The organism is Undibacterium sp. CY21W (assembly GCF_014284265.1).
Lineage (GTDB): Bacteria > Pseudomonadota > Gammaproteobacteria > Burkholderiales > Burkholderiaceae_D > Undibacterium > Undibacterium aquatile.
The window spans coordinates 124629-149496 of sequence record NZ_JACOGE010000008.1 but is presented as its reverse complement, the minus strand read 5'-3'; the positions used below and the strand labels follow the sequence as shown (position 1 = coordinate 149496).

Annotated in this window: 23 protein-coding genes; 4 read left to right on the top strand and 19 right to left on the bottom strand. The window is 47.6% G+C overall.

The features are described 5' to 3' along the window. Position 1: 1 nt before the first annotated feature. From rnc to aroC, 12 genes are all read right to left on the bottom strand, one after another. The gene (gene rnc, locus H8K29_RS16845; RefSeq protein WP_186898506.1) at positions 2 to 868 is read right to left on the bottom strand and encodes a ribonuclease III; all 867 of its coding nucleotides are present in this window, start codon (positions 866 to 868) and stop codon (positions 2 to 4) included. Positions 869 to 879: 11 nt separating this feature from the next. Continuing rightward, the gene (locus H8K29_RS16840) at positions 880 to 1275 is read right to left on the bottom strand and encodes a DUF4845 domain-containing protein (RefSeq protein ID WP_186883664.1); all 396 of its coding nucleotides are present in this window, start codon (positions 1273 to 1275) and stop codon (positions 880 to 882) included. Positions 1276 to 1305: 30 nt separating this feature from the next. After that, complete coding sequence (gene lepB, locus H8K29_RS16835) at positions 1306 to 2217, bottom strand: signal peptidase I (protein WP_186898505.1); 912 nt, start codon at positions 2215 to 2217, stop codon at positions 1306 to 1308. Beyond that, entirely contained in the window at positions 2214 to 4007 is a 1794-nt protein-coding gene (gene lepA, locus H8K29_RS16830; protein ID WP_186883666.1) for a translation elongation factor 4, read from the bottom strand. Before lepA ends, lepB begins: the two co-directional genes overlap by 4 nt. Before the next feature lie 166 nt (positions 4008 to 4173). After that, entirely contained in the window at positions 4174 to 4989 is an 816-nt protein-coding gene (truA, locus tag H8K29_RS16825) for a tRNA pseudouridine(38-40) synthase TruA (protein ID WP_186898504.1), read from the bottom strand. Positions 4990 to 5059: 70 nt separating this feature from the next. Further along, the gene (locus H8K29_RS16820; protein WP_370527215.1) at positions 5060 to 7825 is read right to left on the bottom strand and encodes a FimV/HubP family polar landmark protein; all 2766 of its coding nucleotides are present in this window, start codon (positions 7823 to 7825) and stop codon (positions 5060 to 5062) included. Positions 7826 to 8140: 315 nt separating this feature from the next. Continuing rightward, positions 8141 to 9268 (bottom strand): aspartate-semialdehyde dehydrogenase, encoded by a 1128-nt coding sequence (gene asd / locus H8K29_RS16815; RefSeq protein ID WP_186883669.1) that lies wholly within the window; start codon positions 9266 to 9268, stop codon positions 8141 to 8143. Positions 9269 to 9313: 45 nt separating this feature from the next. Then, complete coding sequence (leuB, locus tag H8K29_RS16810) at positions 9314 to 10387, bottom strand: 3-isopropylmalate dehydrogenase (RefSeq protein WP_186898502.1); 1074 nt, start codon at positions 10385 to 10387, stop codon at positions 9314 to 9316. Between the two features lie 15 nt (positions 10388 to 10402). Next, positions 10403 to 11050, bottom strand: a complete 648-nt coding sequence (gene leuD / locus H8K29_RS16805; protein WP_186898501.1) for a 3-isopropylmalate dehydratase small subunit — start codon at positions 11048 to 11050, stop codon at positions 10403 to 10405. Between the two features lie 8 nt (positions 11051 to 11058). Continuing rightward, entirely contained in the window at positions 11059 to 11190 is a 132-nt protein-coding gene (locus H8K29_RS16800; RefSeq protein ID WP_186883672.1) for an entericidin A/B family lipoprotein, read from the bottom strand. A 21-nt stretch (positions 11191 to 11211) separates the two neighbouring features. Then, positions 11212 to 12615, bottom strand: a complete 1404-nt coding sequence (gene leuC, locus H8K29_RS16795; RefSeq protein ID WP_186883673.1) for a 3-isopropylmalate dehydratase large subunit — start codon at positions 12613 to 12615, stop codon at positions 11212 to 11214. Positions 12616 to 13017: 402 nt separating this feature from the next. Then, entirely contained in the window at positions 13018 to 14112 is a 1095-nt protein-coding gene (aroC, locus tag H8K29_RS16790; RefSeq protein WP_186898500.1) for a chorismate synthase, read from the bottom strand. Positions 14113 to 14377: 265 nt separating this feature from the next. Here aroC and H8K29_RS16785 point away from each other — a divergent pair, with 265 nt between their 5' ends. The 3 genes from H8K29_RS16785 to H8K29_RS16775 all read left to right on the top strand — a co-directional run bounded on the left by H8K29_RS16785 (position 14378) and on the right by H8K29_RS16775 (position 18963). Then, positions 14378 to 16627, top strand: a complete 2250-nt coding sequence (locus H8K29_RS16785; protein ID WP_255423426.1) for an EAL domain-containing protein — start codon at positions 14378 to 14380, stop codon at positions 16625 to 16627. 222 nt (positions 16628 to 16849) lie between these two features. Beyond that, positions 16850 to 18199, top strand: a complete 1350-nt coding sequence (locus tag H8K29_RS16780; RefSeq protein ID WP_186898499.1) for a sensor histidine kinase — start codon at positions 16850 to 16852, stop codon at positions 18197 to 18199. An 8-nt stretch (positions 18200 to 18207) separates the two neighbouring features. After that, positions 18208 to 18963 carry a LytTR family DNA-binding domain-containing protein gene (locus H8K29_RS16775; protein WP_186898521.1) on the top strand — a complete coding sequence of 252 codons (756 nt, stop codon included), beginning with the start codon at positions 18208 to 18210 and terminating at the stop codon, positions 18961 to 18963. Between the two features lie 84 nt (positions 18964 to 19047). Here the strand turns inward: H8K29_RS16775 and H8K29_RS16770 are convergent, their stop codons facing one another. The 7 genes from H8K29_RS16770 to rpsF form a co-directional block, all read right to left on the bottom strand. Continuing rightward, positions 19048 to 20058 carry an inorganic phosphate transporter gene (locus H8K29_RS16770; RefSeq protein WP_186898498.1) on the bottom strand — a complete coding sequence of 337 codons (1011 nt, stop codon included), beginning with the start codon at positions 20056 to 20058 and terminating at the stop codon, positions 19048 to 19050. 112 nt (positions 20059 to 20170) lie between these two features. Next, a complete protein-coding gene (locus tag H8K29_RS16765) occupies positions 20171 to 20797 on the bottom strand; it encodes a DUF47 domain-containing protein (protein ID WP_186883677.1) in 627 nt (208 codons plus the stop codon). Between the two features lie 123 nt (positions 20798 to 20920). Continuing rightward, entirely contained in the window at positions 20921 to 22309 is a 1389-nt protein-coding gene (locus H8K29_RS16760) for a replicative DNA helicase (protein ID WP_370527217.1), read from the bottom strand. A 165-nt stretch (positions 22310 to 22474) separates the two neighbouring features. After that, positions 22475 to 22927, bottom strand: coding sequence for a 50S ribosomal protein L9 (gene rplI, locus H8K29_RS16755; RefSeq protein ID WP_186883679.1), 453 nt, complete (start codon positions 22925 to 22927; stop codon positions 22475 to 22477). Positions 22928 to 22953: 26 nt separating this feature from the next. Further along, positions 22954 to 23238: a 30S ribosomal protein S18 gene (gene rpsR, locus H8K29_RS16750; protein WP_110252960.1), complete on the bottom strand. Its 285-nt coding sequence runs from the start codon at positions 23236 to 23238 to the stop codon at positions 22954 to 22956. Positions 23239 to 23247: 9 nt separating this feature from the next. Further along, on the bottom strand, positions 23248 to 23547 hold the full coding sequence (gene priB / locus H8K29_RS16745) for a primosomal replication protein N (RefSeq protein ID WP_186898497.1): 300 nt from the start codon (positions 23545 to 23547) through the stop codon (positions 23248 to 23250). A gap of 34 nt (positions 23548 to 23581) precedes the next feature. Then, positions 23582 to 23950 (bottom strand): 30S ribosomal protein S6, encoded by a 369-nt coding sequence (gene rpsF / locus H8K29_RS16740; RefSeq protein WP_186883681.1) that lies wholly within the window; start codon positions 23948 to 23950, stop codon positions 23582 to 23584. A gap of 233 nt (positions 23951 to 24183) precedes the next feature. On the opposite strand from rpsF, the gene lexA reads away from it, so the two are divergent. Beyond that, positions 24184 to 24840, top strand: a complete 657-nt coding sequence (gene lexA / locus H8K29_RS16735) for a transcriptional repressor LexA (RefSeq protein ID WP_186898496.1) — start codon at positions 24184 to 24186, stop codon at positions 24838 to 24840. Positions 24841 to 24868 lie beyond the last annotated feature (28 nt).

The following is a 24868-nucleotide window of genomic DNA, read 5'->3' as shown; positions in this document are numbered from 1 at the left end:
CTCATGCTGTTTTTGGGTGTTGATTGGAATCTCCGTCTGCCTCAGGCAGGCTCATCGAAGCAGAGTCAGATATATCTTGTTTAGTCTCAGGCAAGTCTGTAAGTAATGGTGTGCTATCAAGTTGCGCCGTCGCTATTCCTGCCAGTTTCAATTGCGCCGCTCTCGGTTTAGATTTACGCGCGCCAGGTGTTTTTGCTAACGCCAACATTGCCGCCTCAAGGGCAAGTTTAGCAGCGGCCTGCTCACCAGCACGGCGACTACCACCAGTGCCAAAAACCTGAATATCTAGTTTAGGAACCAGACACGCAATCTCAAACTCTTGATTGTGCGCAGCTCCGTGAGTGGCAACAACATTGTACTGAGGCAAAGCAATTTTTTTACTCTGCAAAAATTCCTGCAGCAAAGTCTTAGCATCCTTACCCAAGGTTGTCGGATCAATCGTAATCATTACCGGTGCATAGAGGGAGCGAATCACCTCTTTCGCTGCATCAAAACCAGAATCAAGAAAAATTGCTCCGAACAACGCCTCCAAAGCATCCGCAAGAATGGATGGACGCCGGAAACCGCCGGACTTTAGTTCGCCCTCACCCAATCTTAAAAATTGAGATAACTCTATTCTTTGTGCGATTTCATAAAGCGACTGCTGCTTGACCAGATTGGCACGAACACGCGATAAGTCACCCTCGTCAATATCCGAGAAACTTTCAAACAGCAACGATGCGACAACACAATTCAAAATGGAGTCGCCAAGAAATTCCAATCGCTCATTATGTAAAACGCTGTGACTGCGATGCGTCAAAGCCTGCTGCAATAAAGCCGGATTACAAAACTGGTATCCCAGCCTTTTTTGCAATAGTTGAAGATTCATACGTGTTCTGCTTATTCTGGCTTTTTAGCGGAGATGCCACTTTTTGCCGTTGTACCTTCATATTCCAGCAATAATGTCGCTGGGCCAAACAAAGGGATTTTTTTCTGGTAGGAGAAACTTACCTCAATATTCCCATTATCCCGGGTAATCACCAGGTCCTTGCCTGTAATTGAAGTAATGTAACCAACATCTGCCTGTTTATCAAAAGCATTCTGAATCTCATTAACAGTCGTTCCACCTGCTTTAGCAACACTGATCGCTTTTTTTATCGACGTGTACTCAATCACGGTTGGCACTACTTTCATTGCCAGCATCGCAATCAATACAATCACACCCAGAGATAAAATGAGCCCTATCAAAGAAATACCATGCTGCGACTTTAAAGAAAAACGTTGAGCTGTTTGCATAATTTCTCTTTCTTTACATATCCAGTTATTTTAATTAAAACTACCGATGCGCTTGATATTTCCCAAATTCATCCAGATGAAAAATGCCTTACCAACAATATTTTGATCAGGAACAAATCCCCAGTAGCGACTGTCGAGACTATTGTCGCGATTGTCACCCATCATGAAATAATGCCCTTCAGGAACCACGCAGGAAAATCCTTCGCTATCATAAGTACAATTTTCTCTTTTCGGAAAATTGAAAGGATCCCGGACAAAAGCAGGTGCATGCTCATCATTCAAAATCCGGTGTGATACGCCCGTCAGATTTTCTGTATATTGTTTTGAATAATTCAAATGCTCTTCATCGAGGAAATCTGGCATCGCCTGATAAGAAAGCGTTTTACCATTAATCAAAAGTCGTTTATTTTTATAAACAACTTTATCTCCTGGTACGCCAACCACACGTTTAATATAGTCCACCGTCGGATCTACGGGGTATTTAAAGACCATAACATCACCACGCTGTGGGTTGCCTACTTCAACAACTTTCTTATTAAGGATAGGCAAACGAATACCATATTCAAACTTATTTACCAAGATAAGGTCGCCAACAAATAAGGTTGGCAACATAGAGCTGGATGGAATTTTAAATGGTTCGTAAAGAAACGAGCGGAGAAAAAAAACCAGTGCGATCACAGGAAAGAAACTACCGGAATACTCTATCCATACCGATTGGCGCAATATGCCCGCTTCTAATTCAGCACGCTTCCCTTGCTCAACACGGATACCATCTGCTTCCAGCTTTGCTGTTCTCGCATCAAACTCAGCCAGCGCTTTATCTGCAGCAAGGCGCCTTTGCTTGGATAAAAAAAACACATCGAGGAACCAGACGATTCCAGTACCCACTGTCAACACAAACAGAATCAGGGCAAAATTCCCTAAAATTGACTGAAAACTCATTTTTCATCCACTTGTAAAATTGCCAAAAACGCTTCTTGAGGAATTTCTACAGAACCAACCTGTTTCATACGTTTTTTACCCGCTTTTTGCTTTTCAAGCAATTTTCGTTTACGACTAATGTCACCACCATAGCACTTCGCCAATACATTTTTGCGCAGTGCTTTCACGTTCTCACGGGAAATAATATTAGAACCGATAGCAGCCTGAATCGCTACATCAAACATTTGCCTTGGAATCAGCTCCCGCATTTTAGCGGCCACAGCACGGCCCCGGAAGTGACTGTTTGATCGATGAACGATAATCGCCAAAGCATCCACTTTTTCGCTGTTAATCAACATATCCACCTTAACAACATCGGCGGCACGGTTTTCTTTGAATTCATAATCCATGGACGCGTATCCCCGCGACGTCGACTTCAAACGATCAAAAAAATCTAGGACGATTTCCGCCATCGGCATTTCGTACGTCAATTTAACCTGACGACCGTGATAGCTCATATCCAGTTGGACACCACGCTTTTGCGTACACAAGGTGATGACCGCACCGACATATTCCTGCGGCATGTATAAATTAACCGTGACAATCGGCTCCCGAATTTCCTCAATCTTGGATGGGTCTGGCATTTTGGATGGATTATCAACCATCAGAATGGAACCGTCAGCCATGACCACTTCATAGACAACCGTTGGTGCCGTCGTGATCAGATCCATATCAAACTCGCGTTCGAGACGCTCCTGAACGATCTCCATATGCAACAAGCCCAGGAAACCACAACGGAAACCAAAACCGAGCGCCTGTGACACTTCAGGCTCATACATCAAGGCGGCATCATTGAGCTTTAACTTTTCCAGCGAATCGCGTAGCGCGTCGTACTGATTTGCCTCGACAGGGAACAGACCGGCAAAAACTTGTGGCTGAACTTCCTTAAAACCAGGTAACGGCTCAGTTGCCGGTTTGTTCGCAATCGTAATTGTATCGCCGACCTTTGCTGCTTTCAGCTCTTTAATCCCCGCTATAACGAAGCCCACCTGCCCCGCCGACAATTGATCCCGCGACAATGATTTCGGCGTAAAAACACCTACGCTTTCCACCAAGTGCTGCGCTTCCGTCGCCATAAACAGGATTTTGTCTTTTGGCCGCAAGGTACCATTGACGATTCTGACCAGCATGACCACACCAACGTAATTATCAAACCAGGAATCGACGATCAGTGCTTGCAATGGTGCGGCAGGATCACCTTTTGGCGGAGGAACTTTGGAAATCAGAGACTCCAGCACGTCGACAACACCCAGCCCTGTCTTCGCTGAACAATGGACTGCATCAGAAGCATCAATACCAATGACTTCCTCGATTTCAGCGCAAGCGTTATCCGGGTCAGCAGACGGCAGGTCAATTTTATTCAACACAGGAACAACTTCGACCCCCAACTCAATCGCGGTATAGCAGTTTGCAACGGTTTGCGCCTCAACACCTTGGGATGCATCCACCACCAGCAATGCGCCTTCACAAGCAGACAATGAACGACTGACTTCGTAGCTAAAATCGACGTGCCCTGGCGTATCAATTAAGTTCAGGTTATAGATCTGACCGTCACGGGACTTATAATGCAACGCTGCAGTCTGAGCCTTAATTGTAATTCCGCGCTCGCGCTCAATATCCATAGAATCAAGGACTTGCGCTTCCATTTCGCGATCTGACAAGCCACCACAAATTTGAATAATACGATCCGCAAGCGTGGACTTGCCGTGATCGATATGGGCGATAATAGAAAAATTCCGGATATTGTTCATTGAAATTACTAATATTTACTGAGGTGAGGCAAAGGGCTAAAAAAAAGCGCTCCAGTCTGGGCAACAGTCCCCAGGCGAGCGCCTTCAGTTCTGGTTTTGCAAACCGCCATTTTACCGGATTTCAAGATGGGTAACTGAGAATTCACATAAAGCGCACGACTAAATACTATAAAAGAGATAAGAAACCGGGAAGATCTGAACTCGCCATCTGAGGCAACCCCCACTTCTCTTCATAATCAATTTTTGCCAGATATAAACCATCTGGCATAAACGTAGGTGCAGCGATGCTTCGATCTTTGCTTGCAAGAACATCTGCAATCCAGGAAGGCTCACGCTTACCGGCTCCAACAAAAATAAGAGAACCGACAATATTGCGCACCATATGATGCAAAAAAGCACTTGCTTTCAAAGTAAAAACAATCAACTCCCCTTGCTGCCTGATCCTGATGTCATACATTTGCTTGACCGGAGTCTTCGCTTGACAACCAGATGCACGAAAAGCAGAAAAGTCATGCTCTCCGAGCAAATAGGCAACCGCCTCGCGCATTCTTGTAACATCAAGTGGGCGAAACACCCATCCTGCTCGTCCAGACCACATGGGAGACCGTATTTTACTATTACTTAATACATAGTGATAGGTTCTGGCTCTGGCACTGAATCTGGCGTGAAAATTATCTTGCGACCCTTCATCCAAAATCAACTCTTTCGCCCACTGTATTGCTATCGTTTCCGGCAAGAAAGCATTCACGCCATTGACCCAGGAATAAGGTGCGCGAGCAAGGTTCGTATCAAAGTGCACAATCTGCTCCAAGCCATGCACTCCAGCATCCGTTCTCCCCGCACAGACGGTATCAACCGTTACCCCGCAAAATTGAAACAACGCCCCTTCTAAGACGTCCTGTATGGTCTCACCAGACGGTTGCGTCTGCCAACCATGCCAACCACTTCCGTCGTACTGCACTCCCAACACAAGACGTTTCACAACAAATCACCATTCAAAATAAAAACGGGCGCAAGCAATCGCTGCGCCCGCAAAAAAACTCAAGAGAAGATTATGCCATTTGAGCCAACATAGCGCTTGCACGCTCTTTCTGAGATGCAGTACCACCTTTCAACACTTCATCAAGCAACTCTCTGGCACCATCTTTGTCTCCAATCTCATGATAGGCAACCGCCAAATCAAGCTTAGTAGACATTTCAGCATTTTCCTCAATCTGCTCCTCAACAACAGCTGGAGCCAATTCAACCTCTGCAGATTTATGCGCATCGTCGGATGGCAAATCAAGATCGATTCCCGATAAATCAAATTCAAATGCAGACCCATGGTCTTGCTCAGCAGTCTCAGATGTCTCAGCGACAACCTCCACAACTGGGTCCACATGTTCATCAGCGACCGGCGCATCAAGTAAACCATGCTCAACCGGAGCAGCCTCAATCGCAGGCACATCAAAGTCCAATGAGGCAAAGTCAAGATCAGCAGCTACATCACTAGCAATATCTTGATCTGCTCCAGACTCAGCTACTGCAGCGACCTCTTCCACAACAGGCTTATTATCGCCAAAATCAAAATCAATACTACCAAAGTCCACGTCAGGCACTTGCTCATCAACAGTTGCGACAGGCGCAACTGGCTGAGCCTCTGGAATCTGAGGCACATCAGCCTCGCTTAAACCCAGGTCAAAATCAAGACTAGCTGCATGATCAGCGTCAACGTCCGACACAACATCCTTCCCAGGTTCTGACGTTGCAGCCTGCCCATGCGATGCCGTGTCTATAATACTGATGGCATCCAGCATATCTCTAGATAATGAATTTGCCAGCAAAGCATCAGGATCAAGATCCTCTAACGGCTGCGTCGTCGCCCCCAAACCACCTTGCACACTAGCTTCTGGAATAGCTTTGCCACCCGCGTACAAAGGGTTACCTGGTTCCAGCGCGATACCCATTGATGCTGCCTGCGCCCATTCTTCACCTTCTCCACCGGTCATACCGTACAGCTCACTCGCCAGTCGCTCAAACAACTTAGTGTCTTTTCTGGAAGAATAAATCTCCAGTAATTTAACCCTGACAGCATGGCGGTCAGGCTGAGTTCGCAGCGCTTCTTTTAAAATTTCTTCCGCTTGAGAATCGCGTCCGTAAGCAATATAGACATCGGCCTCGGCAACAGGATCAACCTCATTCGCATCCAACTGACTGGCGGATGGAGCAAAATTTGAATTAAAGACACTATTATTTGTATCGACGCTCTGACCTCCTGTCGAACCAAACATGGAGTTTGCCTTCATGCTGGAACCAGTCAGGATACTGTCTTCAAACTGTTGTGCCTTTTTCTTTTTATTGTTAAACCACAAACCAGCACCAGCAAGAAGCGCCAAGGCTACAGCGCCGCCTGGAAGCAAGAAATCAGAAATACTTTCAAAGAAGCTCGGTTCTGGCGGAGGTGGCGGAGGTGCAACAGGCTTACGTTTGGCAGGCTTGTTCGCCGCAGTAGTCGCGCTCGCGGGAGAAGCATCAACAACGGATGCCGGAGCTGATGCAACATCAGCGCGCTCAGATGACGACACCGCATTTGATGCTACTTCCGTTTTCCCTGCCGTTGCAACAGTTGCACTTGCAGGCGCGGATTTCTGCTCAGCTTTTGCCTTTGCATTTAACTCAAGCTCTTTTGCAGCAAGATCTTTGTTCTTTACATCAAGCAGTCGCTGCAGATCGCTGACATTCTTTTCCAATTCTTTCAAGCGGCCAGCAGCCTCTGCGGCCGCCTTATTTTTTGCCAGCTTATCCTCTTCAGACAAACCTTTACCATCACTGGTTTTGGTCGCAGCATTAGCTGATTTTGACAGTTTTAACTTATCAGCAGACTCGCTGGTAGCTGAGGGAGTCTCTTTAACCTTTGCCGTGATAGTCCCGCTTGCCGTTTGCTTTGCTGCCTGTCCTTTTTCTGCAGGAGCGCGATCAACATGATCCGCAAGTTTATTGCGATACGCATTGAAGTCAGCAGCATGAGCCAATACAACAGAATGCGCGCCAGACGCATTTCCGGCACTCGCCTGTATCGCATCGCTATCCGGTATCGATAAAATCTGACCAGCTTTCAGGCGATTCATATTCTGACCGACGAACGCCTGTGGATTAGCCTTGTACAGGCTCACCAACATCTGATCCAGAGACACCCCTTCAGAGCGGTAGGCCGAAGCGACCTTCATCAGGGTATCGCCTTTTTTTACAGCATAATCACCCGCTTTGGTTTGCGCTTGGGCAGGCGCCGCCCTCTCTTTTACTTGGACAGATGATTTCGGATTCACCGCAGCGGTCGTCTGCGCCGGAACACGGGTTGCGACCTCAGAAGTCGTTCCAGCTTGTCGCTTATTTGCGACAACCGTTGGATTTGCCAACTGGGGTGACTGACTGTTTCTCAATTCTGCAGGATCAAGCAGGAATGTATACTCGCGAAGCAACTTCCCGTTGGATGAATTCATTTCCAGCAACATATCAACAAACGGCTCATTCATCGCTTGCGAAGACGTCACCTTGATCACATAACCAGAACCACGCTGCTCTACTGCAAAACGCAACGACAGAAGTGCCGCATTAAAATCGATATTTGCCTGACGAAACGCTTCAGCGGAAGCCAATTTAGGCACCAGCGAGCCAATTTCATCCTTACTAGGCGAGGTAAGTTCAATTTCTGCGCGGAGTGGTTGCCCCAGAGAAGACAACACTGTCAGACGCCCCATACCTGTCGCATTTGCCTGCGACATTAACAGCAAGCTCGACGTTACCGCAATGCTCAAGACTTTGCGTCCCAGGGAAGTCACAGATGTTCTTTTTTGTTTATGCATTTTGTCAGACATATTGGGAATTTGGCGAACAAAGTCCGCTGGGATAGGCTTAATAAATTGCCGGGCTAAGCGTCATATTGTTTCACGATAACATTACCAACTTAGCGGTGCAAGCTTAACCCGATTTGCAAGCATGGTAAATACAAGAAGAAGAGAATGAGGGCACGATTTGTCAATATCGTTGCTGTCATTTAACAATGCAAGTAACTTAGGGGGGTATTTTGTAATTATTTGTAAGCAAAAAAAGAGGGAAGGCATTTGCCCTCCCCCTTTTGCAACAGCAGACCGATATCAGTCAATCAGAATACGCAACATCCGGCGCAGAGGCTCTGCAGCACCCCATAAAAGCTGATCACCAACAGTAAATGCTCCAACATACTCCGGTCCCATCGCGAGCTTACGAATGCGCCCAACAGGGATCGTCATCGTTCCCGTTACAGCAACTGGCGTCAAATCACGAACACTGGCTTCGCGTGTATTTGGCACCACTTTCACCCATTCGTTATCGGCCGCGATCATCGCCTCAATGTCCGCAACTGGAACATCTTTTTTCAACTTGAATGTCAGCGCCTGACTATGACAGCGCATTGCACCGATACGGATGCAGAAGCCATCCACCGGAACAGCCGCAGTGCCGAAACCTTCGCCCTGACCAAGTATCTTATTCGTCTCAGCCATGCCCTTCCACTCTTCCTTAGACATACCGTCACCGAGGTCTTTATCGATCCATGGAATCAGGGAACCGCCCAATGGCACACCAAAATTGGCAGTCTCAGCAGCAGACAAGGAACGTTGCTTCGCAATGACCTTACGATCAATTTCCAGAATTGCGCTCTTAGGATCATCCAGCAGATCTCTTACTTCGGCATTCAAGGTTCCGTACTGCGTCAGCAATTCACGCATATGCTGAGCACCACCGCCAGATGCAGCCTGGTAAGTCTGAGTGCTCATCCAGTCAACCAGACCCGCTTTATACAAAGCACCAACACCCATCAACATGCAACTAACGGTGCAGTTGCCGCCGATCCAGTTTTTCTGGCCTTTTGCCAGCGCATCTTTAATCACTGGCAAATTGACCGGATCCAGCACGATCACGGCATCATCATTCATACGCAAGCTCGACGCAGCGTCAATCCAATGACCATTCCAACCGGCAGCACGCAATTTCGGGAAAACTTCGTTCGTGTAATCACCACCCTGGCAGGTAATAATAATTTCGCACTTCTTCAATGCGTCAATATCATTTGCGTCTTTCAGCGTCTTCTCATTTTTTGCCATCGCAGGCGCCGTACCGCCTGTATTCGATGTTGAAAAGAATACTGGTTCTATATGAGCAAAATCGCCTTCTTCCTGCATACGCTGCATCAGAACCGATCCCACCATCCCACGCCAACCTACCAAACCCACCAGTTTCATCATTTTTCCCTAAAAATTGCAGGACGTCCCTGCCCATCAATAAAAACCTTAACTCGCCAACGCATTCACCACAGCGCGCCCCATCTCCACCGTACCCACCTTGGTTGTACCCGCTTCGTAAATATCCGGTGTGCGCAAGCCCTGAGCCAGTACCTTCTTCACCGCATTTTCGATACGATCAGCCTGCTGTGCTTTATTCAGTGAGTAGCGCAGCATCATCGCTGCAGACAGAATCGTCGCCAGCGGATTTGCCACGCCTTTACCAGCGATATCCGGCGCAGAACCGTGAGAAGGCTCATACAAACCCTTGTTATTCGCGTCCAGCGAAGCCGATGGCAGCATGCCGATAGAACCAGTCAGCATCGCCGCGGCATCAGACAAAATATCGCCGAACATATTGCCGGTCACGATCACGTCGAACTTCTTAGGCGCACGCACTAATTGCATCGCCGCGTTATCGACATACATGTGATCCAGCGCGACATCAGGATATTCTTTATGCACATCGCTTACGATGTCTTTCCAGAACTGAAAAGTCTCAAGCACGTTTGCCTTATCAACACTGGTCAGGCGCTTGTCACGCTTTTGTGCAGTCTGGAAAGCAACGTGAGCAATGCGACGGATTTCCGTTTCAGCATAACGCATGGTATCGAAGCCCTCGCGCTCACCTTTGAATGGGCCATCAGGACAAACACGCACGCCGCGCGGCTGACCGAAATAAATGTCGCCAGTCAATTCACGGATAATCAGAATATCCAGACCCGACACGACTTCCGGCTTCAGCGTTGAAGCGCCCGCCAACTCAGGATACAAAATCGCCGGGCGCAAATTAGCAAATAACTTCAGGTTTTTACGCAAGCCCAAAATCGCTTGCTCGGGACGCAAAGCGCGTTCCAGCGTATCGTATTTCCAATCACCGACAGAACCAAACAATACCGCATCGGCTTCTTGCGCCAACTTCAAGGTCGCATCCGGCAACGGATGGCCTGAGGCTTCATAACCTGCACCGCCAACTGGTGCCGTTTCCATTTCGAATTGCTCGCCCAGCGCATTCAGCACTTGTACTGCCTGTTCAACGATTTCCGGGCCTATGCCATCACCTGGCAAAATTGCTATCTTCATTTTTTCTGTTCTTTATTAAATCGTATTCGCCAACCACGGTTGCGCGGCGATGTGGCGTTCTTCAAACGCGCGAATTTTGTCTGCCTGACGCAATGTCAGCCCAATATCATCCAAGCCATTGATCAGACAATATTTGCGAAATGCATCAATTTCAAACGGATAACTGACGCTGCCGTTCGATGTCGTCACCATTTGTTTTTCGAGATCAATCACCAGACGGAAACCTGGAAAAGCTTTAACCTCGTTAAATAAATGATCGACTTGCATCTCACTCAAAACGATAGGCAGCAGCCCATTTTTGTAGCAGTTATTGAAAAAAATGTCGGCAAAACTCGGGGCGATAATTGCGCGGAAACCATATTGTTCCAACGCCCACGGCGCATGCTCCCGTGAAGAGCCGCAGCCAAAATTTTTGCGTGCCAACAGGATCGAAGCGCCTTGATAGCGCGCCTGATTCAACACGAAATCCGGATTCAGCGGGCGAGCACTATTATCCATACCAGGCTCGCCATGATCCAGATAACGCCACTCATCAAACAGGTTCGGACCAAAGCCCGTACGCTGTATTGATTTCAGAAACTGCTTAGGAATGATGGCATCGGTATCCACATTCGCCCGATCCATAGGCGCTACGACGCCATCCAGTAAAGTAAATTTTTCCATATAACGGCTTATTTTTTCCCTGCGCCTTCAACAACCTCACCGGCTTTTTTGACATCTTTACCGATACCCTGCACGGTATTGCAAGCGGACAAAGTCAATACACAAGCCACACAAGACAAAATAAAGAAGATTTTTTTCATGATGATTCCTTTTGCAAATGTTTATGACAAGCGACGTACGTCAACAAAATGACCTTCAATTCCTGCAGCAGCAGCCATCGCCGGAGACACAAGATGAGTGCGTCCACCCTGCCCTTGACGCCCCTCAAAATTACGATTGGATGTGGATGCGCAGCGCTCACCCGGTTCCAGACGGTCCGCATTCATTGCCAGACACATAGAGCAGCCAGGTTCACGCCATTCAAAACCGGCATCACGGAAAATTTTATCCAGACCTTCGCGCTCCGCCTGCTCTTTGACCAGACCAGAGCCCGGTACAACTAGGGCCAGCTTCACGTTTGAGGCGCGGAATTTGCCGCGCACTACGGCAGCGGCGGCACGCAAATCCTCAATCCGCGAATTGGTACACGAACCAATAAAGACTTTATCGATGCGAATGTCAGCAATGGCCGTATTTGGTTTCAATTCCATATATGCCAGCGCTTTTTCAATCGCATCGCGCTTGACCGCATCTCTTTCCTGATCCGGATCGGGAACGCGGCTATCAATCGCCACCACCATTTCCGGCGAAGTACCCCAGGTTACCTGTGGCTTGATTTCTGCCGCATTCAAGGTCACCACCAGATCAAACTTTGCGCCAGCATCTGAATGCAGGGTTTTCCAGTATTCAACGGCACGATCCCAATGCGGACCCACCGGTGAAAATGGACGACCTTTCACATAATCAATCGTGGTCTGATCGACGGCCACCATACCGGCGCGGGCACCTGCCTCAATCGCCATATTGCAGACGGTCATCCTGCCTTCCATCGATAAGCTGCGTATCGTCGAGCCGGCAAATTCAATTGCGTAACCAGTACCACCAGCGGTGCCTATTTTGCCGATAATCGCCAGCACCACATCTTTTGCAGTCACGCCGGCAGGCAATGCACCATCCACTTGCACCAGCATGGCTTTGGATTTTTTTGCAATCAGGGTTTGTGTTGCGAGTACATGCTCGACTTCGGAAGTGCCGATACCGTGCGCCAGACAGGCAAACGCGCCGTGCGTCGAAGTATGTGAATCTCCACACACAACGGTCATGCCTGGCAAGGTGGCACCTTGTTCAGGGCCGATAACGTGGACGATACCCTGACGCTTATCCGCCATACTGAAATACGTCAGACCATATTGTTTCGCATTTTTATCCAGCGTTTCGACTTGCAAACGGGACGTAGGGTCATCAATGCCATTGATGCGATTCGTGGTCGGCACATTGTGATCGGCGACCACCAGATTTGCTGCATTACGCCAAGGCTGGCGTCCGGCGATCTTTAAGCCTTCAAACGCCTGCGGGCTCGTGACTTCGTGTAGCAAATGACGGTCGATATACAGAATGGCTGTGCCGTCGTCTTCGGAGTGAACTACATGAGATTCCCACAATTTGTCGTAAAGCGTTTTGAGCATAATCTGAAGCCTGAAGAAGTCGTGATGAATTTGAACCGCGAAACCGCATTGGGTCTGTTTTTTGCATTTGATTATGCCACAATTGTGCTATGCAAAACCACGCTGAAAGCCAAAAATGGAATTCCAAATCAGTAGAAAAGTCTGAAATTTAAAAAAATTCCCGAATTTTCATCTGCATGAAAAGGAATTTTCACAGAATAACCAATATTTATTCCGTCACGAATAAAACGGTAAGGAAATGGAAACAGGAGTCACAGCAGTCGTGGGAAGCCCAAATATACTCCCCCCAGTATATCCAGAGACCCAGTCTTTACGCGGAGATAAAGGCAAAAAGACCGGATACTCCCCCAAATACTAAATTTGCAGTGACTTTAAGGCAGGCTGTGAGAATGCCTGCTTGGTTTAACGCTCAAAAAAGTCCGGGCTGACCACATCTCCACATTGCGCCCGGTGACGCAAAGCATGATCCATCAGCACCAAGGCCAGCATCGCTTCGGCAATCGGCGTCGCACGGATACCAACACAGGGGTCATGCCGGCCGAAAGTTTCCACCGTAACAGATTTGCCGTTTTTATCAATCGACTGGCGCGGGGTACGAATTGATGAGGTCGGCTTAATCGCTATCGACACCGTAATATCTTGCCCGGTAGAGATGCCGCCCAGAATTCCGCCAGCATTGTTACCGACAAAACCTTGCGGTGTGATTTCATCGCCATGCACAGAACCACGCTGTGCAACCGATTGAAAACCGGCGCCAATTTCCACCCCTTTCACCGCATTAATCCCCATCATGGCAAAAGCAATATCGGCATCGAGTTTGTCGTAAATAGGCTCCCCCAGTCCCACCGGTACGTTGGTCGCCACCACATCGATTTTCGCTCCGATGGAGTCGCCGTCTTTACGCAGGTCATCCATGTAGTTTTCCAATTGCGCAATCAATGCGGCGTCGGCGGTCGGCGCGAAAAAAGGATTTTCTGCCGCGTGTTCCCAGGCCTGAAAAGGAATCGCAATCTCGCCTAGCTGACTCATGCCGCCTTTAAATTCCGTACCGAATTTTTGCTTCAGCCACTTTTTTGCAATCGCCGCGGCACCAACCACCGGCGCCGTCAGACGTGCCGACGAACGGCCGCCACCACGCGGATCACGAATGCCATATTTGCTCCAGTAGGTGAAATCGGCATGGCCGGGACGGAAGGTTTCAGTGATATTGCCATAATCTTTGCTGCGTTGATCCTGATTACGAATCAGCAATGCGATCGGTGTTCCGGTTGTTTTCCCCTGATAAACGCCGGACAGTATCTCTACCGTGTCAGGCTCCTGGCGCTGAGTAACGTGGCGGGATGTTCCGGGTTTGCGACGATCCAGTTCAGGCTGAATATCGGCCTCAGATAAATCCATACCAGGCGGGCATCCGTCAATCACACAACCGATCGCAGGACCATGAGATTCACCAAATGTAGTAACAGTAAACAGCGTTCCAAAAGTGTTGCCAGACATAATATTTTGCGAGAGAAGTTAAAAACAGAATTTAAATCATTCTAACAGCTTAATGCGGGCTTGCTGCCCGTGTACGCACCACATCCGCGCTTGCTTTGCACTGAAAAGCAGGCATTTGATGTTTTCCACACCAATAATGCTTTTTTATTGATAAAGAAAAGGCCGGAGGCTTGGCTTAGGTGATTTTTAATGTCATAGTTCGAGCAGAAGACAAAATCACGCAATCTGAGTATAAAGATATGCAACGCATGGAGCCGCATTTCCGATGATTTCACCGACTCACCCTGCCGAAGATAACCTGATTTTCCTTGATGAACACGATCAGGAGCCATCCCCGGCAGAACCTAAGGCGCGCTCCAGCTGGAGGATCATGATCATCGACGATGATCCTGACGTCCATTCAGCAACAACGTTCGCGCTTGGCAGCCTAGAAATACAGCACAGGCCGTTGAGTTTTCTCCATGCCTATTCAGCTTCGGAAGCGCGGGCGATACTGGAGACAGAATCCGATATCGCCATCATTTTGCTCGACGTTGTGATGGAGCAGGAAGATGCCGGCTTGCAACTCGTTAATTACATCCGCAAATCACTGAAACTGAGCGATGTCCGTATTATTCTGAGAACCGGGCAACCTGGCTATGCTCCTGAGATCGATGCGATCCGTGATTACGATATCAACGATTACAAAACCAAGTCTGAACTGACACGCACCAAGCTTTATACAGCAGTGACATCGGCCATCCGCTCGTACGAGCAGATCTGCGACATCAACGCCAGCCGGCATGGACTTGAGAATGTCATCAATGCCAGCACTGAATTAATGGCACTGCATGGATTGTCGCATTTTGCCGAGGGTGTACTCACGCAGATCAATCATTTGCTGGGCATCAGTGCAGAGGGTTTTATCTGCGCACGGCAAAACCCGCTCGTTAAAGACGAGCACGCCAATGATCTGCACATCGTCGCCGCCACAAAAGCTTTTTCTAACCTGCTGGAACAACCGATTTCGGCGATCAGACAAACAAAAGCGATCGACGTCATCACAAAATCGCTCGCGGAAGGACAAAGCATATACGGCAATGATGCGACCGTACTCCGCTTCAATAATCCGGCCAGAAAAGACTTTACGCTGTACCTTGAAAACGGCTTGCGTCTGAATGAAATGGATAAGCGCCTGCTGGAAGTATTTTGCAGTAATGTTTCGGTAGGACTGGACAATGTGGTACTAACGTCGCGCCTGCACAATTACGCCTTCTATGATGTGCTGACAGGTCTGTCTAATCGCTTAAAATTACTCCAGACACTCAATGAAATTATTGCCTCGCCACTCAAAAATCACAGCACGCTGTCGCTGATTGATATTGATCATTTCGCCGAAACCAACGATGCGCTGGGCCATCATTTCGGAGATCTGCTGCTGTATTCCGTCGCGCAGCGCCTGAGCAATCATTTCGGTTGCGAATGTAAGTTAGCCAGAGTCGGCAGTGACACGTTCGCTCTGGTCGGCGATCAAAAACTGGTTTGCCCTGAAAATATTCTGGCGCTATTTACCAAGCCGTTTGACGTTGATAATCAGGAAGTGCAACTTTCCGCCACAATCGGCTTGATTAAACTTGACGAATACGATGGCGACGGCTCTGAGGCATTAAAAGACACCAACATCGCACTGAAACGTGCAAAAACGCATCAGCGTGGCGGTTACGAATATTTCACCAGAAGTATGGGCGTTGAAATTCGTGAACGCGTACTTTTAATGCATGCTTTGCGCGCCGCATTTGAGCATCAACGCTTATTTGTCGTTTATCAACCGCAGATCGATATACGAAGCGGCAAAATTCTTGGCGCCGAAGCTTTGTTACGCTGGAGAACGGATGATGGGAAGTTTATCCCACCCGATCAATTTATCCCGATTGCAGAATATTCTGGCCTGATCGTCGATATCGGCGAATGGGTGCTGCGCAGCGCCTGCCATGAACTAGTGTACCTGCGCGGCTTGGGCTATACCGAATTCCAAATGGCAGTCAACGTTTCTCAGGTACAGTTCTCTCACCCTCTGTTCCTGCAAACACTCAACAAAGCGCTTGAAGACACCAAAGCACCGCCACAATTCGTCGAACTTGAAATCACCGAGTCGATGGCGATGAAAGACCCGGAATTGCTGATTAAAACGCTGCGTCAGATTAAGCAACTTGGCGTCAGTATTTCAATTGATGATTTCGGTACAGGATTCTCTTCATTAAGTCACTTGCAAAAACTCGATATCGATAAACTCAAAATCGACAGAGCCTTTGTCAATGACATTCAGGAAAACGCGAGCGAAGGCAGCATCGCAAAAATGATCGTTCAGCTCGGTCAGAATCTTGGACTAGCTGTCATTGCTGAAGGCGTGGAAAATCAGATGCAGGCGGATACCTTACTGTCTTACGGCTGCAATCTGGCACAGGGCTATTTTTACGCAAAGCCGCTGACGCGCGGCGATCTTCACGCATGGCTGGAAAACAGACCGTCGCACTGAGTATTCTGGCGCCAAACTCACATAGAAATACCAGGAAAGACGACACACAACACAGTCGTGTCGTCTTTTTTTCATTCTGCCCCCCGTTTCTGACGGACTATCGCATACCGATGGCGTGTTGGCGTCATTTTTGTCAAAGTCTGACCATCAACAAGAAAACGCATCCGCATTGACATACATGTGGGGCGCAACGGCACAGAGCAACAGACAGGGAGATCATCCATGAATCCAACAACGACACAAACCATTAAAGACCTGATCAGCGAATTCAGTAACTGGCTGAGTAAGCGTTTCGATCAGACTGCGGCATGGGTAACCAAATTATCCTGGTGGAAGTTTTTACTGTTCGCCGCTATCACCATGCTCGCAGGGGCGATACTGCAAGACATGCTGTTTACGTCGGAAGAAAGTGTTGTCGTCACAAAAAACGTTCCATCAAAAAAAGCAAACAAGAAAGCCCAGGTCATTGACAACGATACCAGCATAGAAATCGACGACACCGGGATCCGCATCCGCAAGGCCAATTCGAATGGCAAAGGTAAGCAAATCGAAATTGATGAGAATGGCATCCGCACAAAAAGTGATATCGATTTAACGTCGGGCGCTAACACATCACCGACGCCCGAGGCTTCCGGTGTTCCTGCCAACGCGGCCACGCCTGCAACGCCCGCAGTACCGGCAGCACCTGCTGTAACTGAGAAAACAAGCCCGACGACAGAAGATATACACATAAAACTTCCGCCCGAAGTCGCCAAAGAAATCAGTGAAGATATCAATAATGCAGTGGCAGATGCGGCCGATGAAGAAGTGCGCAGCTACAAAAAAACATCATCGAAATGGTTTGTTAATTTTGTTCTGCTTCTGGTATTCGGGCTTTTCGGCATGAAAATACTGATGGGCGGCAAAGTCAGAGCTGAAGAAAAAGCGGAAGAAGCCGGTCTCGCAGCAGAAAGAGAATCCTTACTGCGTCAGGTCAGCGAAGCCAAGATGCAAATGATGCAGGCACAGGTAGAGCCACATTTTCTGTTCAACACACTGGCGTCTGTCGAGCACTTGATTGAAACCGACCCACCTCGCGCAGCAGCGATGCAACGCAGTCTGATAAGCTATCTGCGCGCTGTCTTGCCGCAGATGCGCGAGAACGCATCCACGACGAATCTGGGACGCGAAGCTGACATGATCAAAGCTTATCTCGATCTGCTGAAAATGCGGATGGAGGAGAGACTCAACGTCGACTTTGTTATGCCGGAAGGCTTACGCAGCGCATCTTTCCCTCCGATGATGCTGCAATCACTGGTAGAAAATGCGATTAAACATGGTCTCGAATGTAAAGCCGAAGGTGGCACAATTAAATTCAGAGTCGAGGTCGCTCACAACAAGTTGCGCGTTTCCGTCACCGATGATGGCCTGGGATTTGGTGCGATGCCAAGCAACGGAACAGGACTTGGTCTGCAAAATATACGTGAACGCCTGAAACTGATTTACAAAGAAAAAGGACAAATGATCATTACACCGAATCAACCCAGCGGCGTTTGCGTTACCATAGAAATTCCTTACGAATTAGCCAATTAATAATCATGATGCCAACCGCAATCCTTGCAGATGATGAACGACTGATGCGCGAGCAGTTAAGGTCACGCCTTGAACAAGTGTGGCCAGAACTGCAAATTCTGGACGAAGCAAAAAATGGAGAAGAAGCAATACAACTGGTTGAAAAACACCAGCCTGATCTGATTTTCCTCGACATACGAATGCCAATCAAAACAGGACTTGAGGCGGCAAAGGAAATCGGCAACAAAGCTCACGTCGTATTCATTACCGCCTACGATCAGTACGCGATTCAGGCCTTTGATCATGGCGCGGTAGACTACGTATTGAAGCCAGCAGATGTGGAGCGGCTCAGTAAAACCGTAGAGCGCCTGAAATCACGCTTAAAGGCCCATGATCAGCCTGCAGACATGAGCAATATGTTGTCGCAACTGGCGAAACAGATGGGCATGTCGAAACCCAACTACCTGCAATGGATACAAGCATCCATCGGACAAGAGTTGCGCTTAATTCCGGTTGAAGAAATACTCTTTTTTCAGTCAGACGAAAAATACACCCGGGTACAAACGGCAAATTATGAAGCCCTGATCCGTAAACCCGTCCGTGATTTATCGGAAGAACTGGATCCGGCTTTATTCTGGCAAATCCACCGTTCAACACTGGTCAATGCAAAAGCAATTTCCGGCGTAGTCAGAGACTTGCGCGGCCGCCACCTGGTACAAGTCAAAGGTTTGACAGAAAAACTGGAAGTCAGCAGAAGCTTCGTCCACTTATTTAAACAGATGTAAAAAATCTGCGCAGATTCACCATCATCAATAAAAAAGCGCCAGATTGACTGGCGCTTTTTTTATATCGTTGAATACCAACGTCCATTATAAGATTTTCGTTCCTACCCACCACGCAACCGAAGCGACAAAAGCCGACGCCGGGATAGTTAATACCCACGCCCATACGATGTTGCCGGCAACACCCCAGCGCACGGCGGACATTTTTTGCGCGGAACCAACACCGACAATCGCCCCCGTAATTGTATGCGTCGTCGAAACAGGAATTCCCAGCGCTGTCGCAATAAATAAGGTAATCGCACCACCAGTCTCTGCGCAAAACCCGCCAACTGGCTTGAGCTTGGTAATTTTCTGCCCCATCGTTTTTACAATACGCCAGCCACCAAATAAGGTGCCAAGACCGATCGCGGTATAACAGGACAAAATGACCCACCATGGCGGCATAACATCATGGGTGCTTGAATATCCACCGGCAATCAGCAACATCCAGATGATGCCCATAGTTTTCTGTGCATCGTTACCACCATGCCCAAGGCTATACATAGAAGCGGAGATCAATTGCAAACGCCGAAACCATTTATCGACTTTCATCGGCGTTGAACGAACAAACAGCCAAGACACCAGCAACATCATCAGAGAGCCGAGTATGAATCCGAGTAACGGCGAAACAATGATAAAAGCGATCGTTTTAATCAATCCGGCCGACACCAACGCAGTCGTACCTGACTTAGCAACTGCGGCGCCGACTAAGCCACCAATCAACGCATGCGATGAAGAGGACGGAATACCAAAATACCAGGTCACCAGATTCCAGAACACCGCTCCTACCAGTGCGCCAAAAATAACATAATGATCAATTGCCCAGGGCTGTATCGTTCCTTTGCCAATCGTAGCCGCCACCGTCAACGGAAACACAGTCACCGCCAGAACATTGAAGAACGCAGCCATCGCCACCGCCTGATGAGGCTTTAATACTCCGGTAGAAACAACGGTCGCGATCGCATTGGCAGCGTCGTGAAAGCCGTTCATAAAATCAAATAGCAATGCCAGCACAACCAAAGCTGCGACAACATAAATGCTGATTTGTAAAGTCTGCATGAAATTTACTCTGCTTTATACAGCTCCCGATTCTCCGGGAGCCAGGTTATTCATTTGAGAGAGTGAAGTAGACAGACCCGGCTCAGAATACTAGCCGGGTCAATATCTGCTGTTAAGCGTTTTCGACGATGATGCCTTCGATAATATTCGCGACATCTTCACAACGATCGGTAACAGTTTCCAGAATTTCGTAAATTGCTTTCAATTTAATCAGATTGCGAACATCCGGCTCATCGCGGAACAGCTTCGACATCGCAGCACGCATTACGTGATCAGCATCGGATTCCAGACGATCGATCTCTTCACAAATCGTCAGAATCTCGCGTGAATTATTCATGTTATGTAACAAGGCAACGGCCGCTTTAACCTTTTCCGCACAGGCCAGGCACAACTCAGCCAGTCGCTTTGCTTCAGGTGTAATTTCACGGATGTCGTAGAGCGAGATGGTCTGCGCAGCGTCTTCCTGCAAATCAAGTATGTCATCCATACGCGTAATCAGCTTATGAATATCATCGCGATCAAGTGGCGTAATAAACGTTTTATGCAGCAACTCTATTGTATTGTGAGTCACTGTATCTGCTTGCTTTTCGATGCTCTCGATCGCATGCACCCTGCTTTCAAGATCATCAAAATTGGTCATCAAGGCAAGCATTTCTTTTGATCCTTTAACACACAGATCTGCATGCTGATTAAATAATTCAAAGAATTTGCCTTCCGTAGGCATCAGGCGTCCAAACATTTTTTTCTCACTGAAATTTGAAACAAATTGGAATATTTTTGTCAGGGCACAAGTTGATTACACCTAACAAACTGAAGAAAGACATTTAGTGAAATGTACTCACTGGGTAAAAATTATTCTGCATTACTCATTATCGCCATACACCGACAACGAACCGACGTAATTATCAAACTTGGTATATTCACCAAGGAAAGTCAGTCGCACGCTGCCAATTGGACCATTACGCTGCTTACCGATAATAATTTCGGCAGTGCCTTTATCGGGAGAGTCAGGGTTGTAAACCTGATCCCGGTAAATAAACATAATCACGTCGGCATCCTGTTCAATCGCTCCCGACTCACGCAAATCTGACATCACAGGCCGCTTATTCGGGCGCTGCTCCAGCGAACGATTTAACTGAGAAAGTGCAATGACCGGGCAATTTAACTCTTTTGCGAGGCCTTTAAGATTTCGTGAAATCTCTGAAATTTCGGTTGCCCTGTTTTCACCCGCAGAATTCGCCGACATCAACTGCAGGTAATCGACGATAATCAAACCAAGCTTGCCGCACTGACGAGCCAAACGTCGCGAACGCGCACGCAATTCGATAGAACTCAGAGCCGGAGTTTCATCTATGTATAACTGCGCGTCATTCATTTTTTGAATGGCATGCGTCAACCGAGGCCAGTCTTCGTCGCTCAACTTACCCACGCGCAAACGGCTCTGATCCAGCCGCCCAACAGAACCAAGCATACGCATCGCTAACTGTGCGCCGCCCATCTCCATTGAAAACACCGCCACCGGCAGGCCGCTGTCAATTGCGACGTTTTCGCCGATATTGAGTGAAAACGCCGTTTTACCCATAGATGGACGACCAGCAACGATAATCAGATCACCCGGCTGCAAACCAGAAGTCATCTTATCCAGATCAACGAATCCAGTTGGAACACCGGTGATATCGTTCTGGTTATCACGGTTGTATAACTCATCGATACGCTCTACAACCTGCGTCAACAAAGGTTGAATTGCCTGAAAACCCTGCGCTCCACGCGCACCCTCTTCAGCAATCGCAAAGATTTTGGACTCGGCCTCATCCAGCATTTGCTTGACTTCTTTACCCTGAGGATTGAAAGCATTACCAGCAATTTCATCTGAAACAGTGATCAGTTTGCGCAACACACCACGATCGCGGACAATTTCAGCGTAGCGGCGAATATTTGCAGCCGAAGGCGTGTTTTGTGCCAGCGCATTCAGGTAAGTCAAACCACCTGCGTCTTCGGCCTTGCCCATGCCATTCAAGGCCTCGTAAACAGTAATGACGTCTGCTGGCCTTGAAGAATTAATCAGTTTTACAATGCACTGAAAAATAATTCTGTGGTCATAACGATAAAAATCTTCCTCACCGATAAAATCAGCAATACGATCCCATGCAGCATTATCGAGTAAAAGGCCACCAAGGACAGACTGCTCTGCCTCAATGGAATGGGGGGGGACGCGAATCGCATCAAGTTGTGGATCAGTAGCGGCTTTCATGGCGCGCATTATACCTGCTAAATCAAATTACAAATAACGACTGAAGGCGACAAAGTACGGTGTGAACAATAAACATCAATAAACAAAATTGTTTATATAATTTTACGCTTACCATAAAAAAAGCCGGGGAAACCCCGGCTTTTTTTATATCTAGCTAACAGCTAATTATGCGTGCTCGCCAACAACTGATACATTCACGTTAACTACAACGTCAGTATGCAGTGCAACGGAAACAGCGTGATCACCTGCCGTTTTCAACGGACCTTGCGGCAAGCGAACTTGTGCTTTTTCAACAGTGAAACCAACTTTAGCCAACGCTTCAGCGATGTCAAAATTAGTTACTGAGCCGAACAAACGACCATCAACACCAGATTTTTGTGAAATCTGAACTGTAGAACCTTCCAGCTTCTCGCCTTGAGCCTGAGCTACAGCCAATTTTGCTGCTGCTGCTTTTTCCAGCTCAGCACGTTTCGCTTCAAATTCAGCGATTGCTGCTGCAGTCGCACGGCGAGCCATGCGTTGTGGAATCAAAAAGTTACGTGCATAACCATCTTTAACACGAACTACATCACCAAGATTGCCGAGATTAACGACTTTATCCATCAGAATAACTTGCATATTTTTCTCCTAATACCTGTCGTCAATTACGCTGTGTGCAGATCAGTGTAAGGCAACAACGCTAAGTAGCGTGCGCGCTTGATCGCTGTATCAACTTGACGTTGGTACAGCGCTTTAGTACCAGTCAGACGTGCAGGCATAATTTTGCCGTTTTCTTGCACGAAATCTTTCAATGTGTCGATATCTTTGTAATCAACTTTTTCTACATGTGCTGCTGTGAAGCGGCAGAATTTTTTGCGTTTGAACAAAGGGTTTTGTTGTTGACGCTTTTGCTTCAATTTGCTTTTATCAAATTTTTTACCGAATGCCATTTGTGGCTCCTAATCTAGTAAATTTGCCCGTATTCCATTGATATGAAATACCAGACTTTTGCTGTTGCGATTTTTGCGTGCTAAAAAACCCGTGAATGCAATCTCAACATCTAAAGGCAGTTCGGAGAATTTTCCTGAAATTTCACCTGCAGCTTGTGCGGAAATTTCAAATTCAACCAATCGCCCTGTTCCGGCTTCCACCTGCTGCGAACTGTGCATCAATATTGCTGATACTATTGGTATCCCAGCTGGCGTGTAACGTATCGCTGATTTCTCTATGATACGAGCCATCACTGTCAGTTGATTCACTGTTTTTTATACGACCTTTTTCAAATCAAATGAATTAAGCAGCTGGTGCTTCAACGCGCTGTGCTTTAGCCGCGTCTTCTTTTTGAACAGCTTTCATCATTGGAGATGGTGCTGTTTCAGCTTTTTTCATTTTGACTGTCAGGTGACGCAGAACGGCATCATTGAATTTGAATGCTGTTTCCAGCTCAAGCAATGTTTCTGCATCGCACTCAATGTTCATGCAAACATAATGTGCTTTAGCCAATTTTTGAATCATGTAAGCCAATTGACGACGGCCCCAGTCTTCAACGCGGTGAACCTGACCACCACGTGCAACAACGCTAGCTTTGTAACGTTCGATCATTGCAGGAACTTGCTCGCTTTGATCGGGATGTACAATAAATACGATTTCATAATGACGCATATATTCTCCTTGTGGACAATAAAAATAGCCTGCCTCGGCGTCAAGACGAGTGCAGGAAGAGGAAAGCCGACGATCATAACGCACTTTTCCGTTTTATTCAATCAATTCAGTACAGAGCTAATCCGATGGTACTAGATTGCACATAGCCACAAAATTTCCTTGCACTTCACAGCGCACTGTATAAAAATACAGACTGTTTTTATATACAGCGTAATGATCTACGTTCACACAAAATGCTTAAGCTGACAGCCCGACAAGAGCAGATCCTGAATTTAATCAAAGATGCCATTCAAAATACAGGCTTCCCGCCGACCCGCGCTGAAATAGCGGCTGAGCTGGGCTTTCGCTCCACCAATGCAGCGGAAGAGCACCTGCAGGCACTCGCAAGAAAGGGCGTGATTGAAATAGCGCCCGGAACATCGCGCGGCATACGCCTGCTGGAGTCAGAATTATCAAGTCATATCACAGGTCAACAACTGGCGTCATCGCAATCTGTTTTTTCTCAGATAAACCTGCCACTGATCGGGCGGGTTGCGGCCGGATCGCCAATACTCGCATCAGAACACATTGAAACCAGCTACCAAGTAGACCCTGCACTGTTTTCTGCCAAGCCAGATTTTCTTCTCAAGGTTCGCGGCATGTCTATGCGTGACGCAGGCATACTCGATGGCGATCTGTTAGCAGTAAAGAAGACTGATACTGCAAGAAATGGGCAAATTATTGTTGCCAGGCTTGGCGATGATGTGACTGTCAAGCGCTATAAAAAAACCGGAAATTCTGTTGAATTAATTCCTGAGAATCCTGACTACTCAATTATCAAAGTAAATGAAAACGAGGAAAATTTCTCACTGGAAGGACTGGCTGTCGGGCTGATGCGAAATTGGATCTGATACTAAGAAAATCAAACGAAAATATATT

Excerpts from the sequence above, each read along its gene's own strand:
- rnc (WP_186898506.1), bottom strand. The coding sequence starts at position 868 with ATGAATCTTCAACTATTGCAAAAAAGGCTGGGATACCAGTTTTGTAAT.
- H8K29_RS16840 (WP_186883664.1), bottom strand. The coding sequence starts at position 1,275 with ATGCAAACAGCTCAACGTTTTTCTTTAAAGTCGCAGCATGGTATTTCT.
- lepB (WP_186898505.1), bottom strand. The coding sequence starts at position 2,217 with ATGAGTTTTCAGTCAATTTTAGGGAATTTTGCCCTGATTCTGTTTGTG.
- lepA (WP_186883666.1), bottom strand. The coding sequence starts at position 4,007 with ATGAACAATATCCGGAATTTTTCTATTATCGCCCATATCGATCACGGC.
- asd (WP_186883669.1), bottom strand. The coding sequence starts at position 9,268 with ATGATGAAACTGGTGGGTTTGGTAGGTTGGCGTGGGATGGTGGGATCG.
- leuB (WP_186898502.1), bottom strand. The coding sequence starts at position 10,387 with ATGAAGATAGCAATTTTGCCAGGTGATGGCATAGGCCCGGAAATCGTT.
- leuD (WP_186898501.1), bottom strand. The coding sequence starts at position 11,050 with ATGGAAAAATTTACTTTACTGGATGGCGTCGTAGCGCCTATGGATCGG.
- H8K29_RS16800 (WP_186883672.1), bottom strand. The coding sequence starts at position 11,190 with ATGAAAAAAATCTTCTTTATTTTGTCTTGTGTGGCTTGTGTATTGACT.
- leuC (WP_186883673.1), bottom strand. The coding sequence starts at position 12,615 with ATGCTCAAAACGCTTTACGACAAATTGTGGGAATCTCATGTAGTTCAC.
- aroC (WP_186898500.1), bottom strand. The coding sequence starts at position 14,112 with ATGTCTGGCAACACTTTTGGAACGCTGTTTACTGTTACTACATTTGGT.
- H8K29_RS16785 (WP_255423426.1), top strand. The coding sequence starts at position 14,378 with ATGATTTCACCGACTCACCCTGCCGAAGATAACCTGATTTTCCTTGAT.
- H8K29_RS16780 (WP_186898499.1), top strand. The coding sequence starts at position 16,850 with ATGAATCCAACAACGACACAAACCATTAAAGACCTGATCAGCGAATTC.
- H8K29_RS16775 (WP_186898521.1), top strand. The coding sequence starts at position 18,208 with ATGCCAACCGCAATCCTTGCAGATGATGAACGACTGATGCGCGAGCAG.
- H8K29_RS16770 (WP_186898498.1), bottom strand. The coding sequence starts at position 20,058 with ATGCAGACTTTACAAATCAGCATTTATGTTGTCGCAGCTTTGGTTGTG.
- H8K29_RS16765 (WP_186883677.1), bottom strand. The coding sequence starts at position 20,797 with ATGTTTGGACGCCTGATGCCTACGGAAGGCAAATTCTTTGAATTATTT.
- H8K29_RS16760 (WP_370527217.1), bottom strand. The coding sequence starts at position 22,309 with ATGAAAGCCGCTACTGATCCACAACTTGATGCGATTCGCGTCCCCCCC.
- rplI (WP_186883679.1), bottom strand. The coding sequence starts at position 22,927 with ATGCAAGTTATTCTGATGGATAAAGTCGTTAATCTCGGCAATCTTGGT.
- rpsR (WP_110252960.1), bottom strand. The coding sequence starts at position 23,238 with ATGGCATTCGGTAAAAAATTTGATAAAAGCAAATTGAAGCAAAAGCGT.
- rpsF (WP_186883681.1), bottom strand. The coding sequence starts at position 23,950 with ATGCGTCATTATGAAATCGTATTTATTGTACATCCCGATCAAAGCGAG.
- lexA (WP_186898496.1), top strand. The coding sequence starts at position 24,184 with ATGCTTAAGCTGACAGCCCGACAAGAGCAGATCCTGAATTTAATCAAA.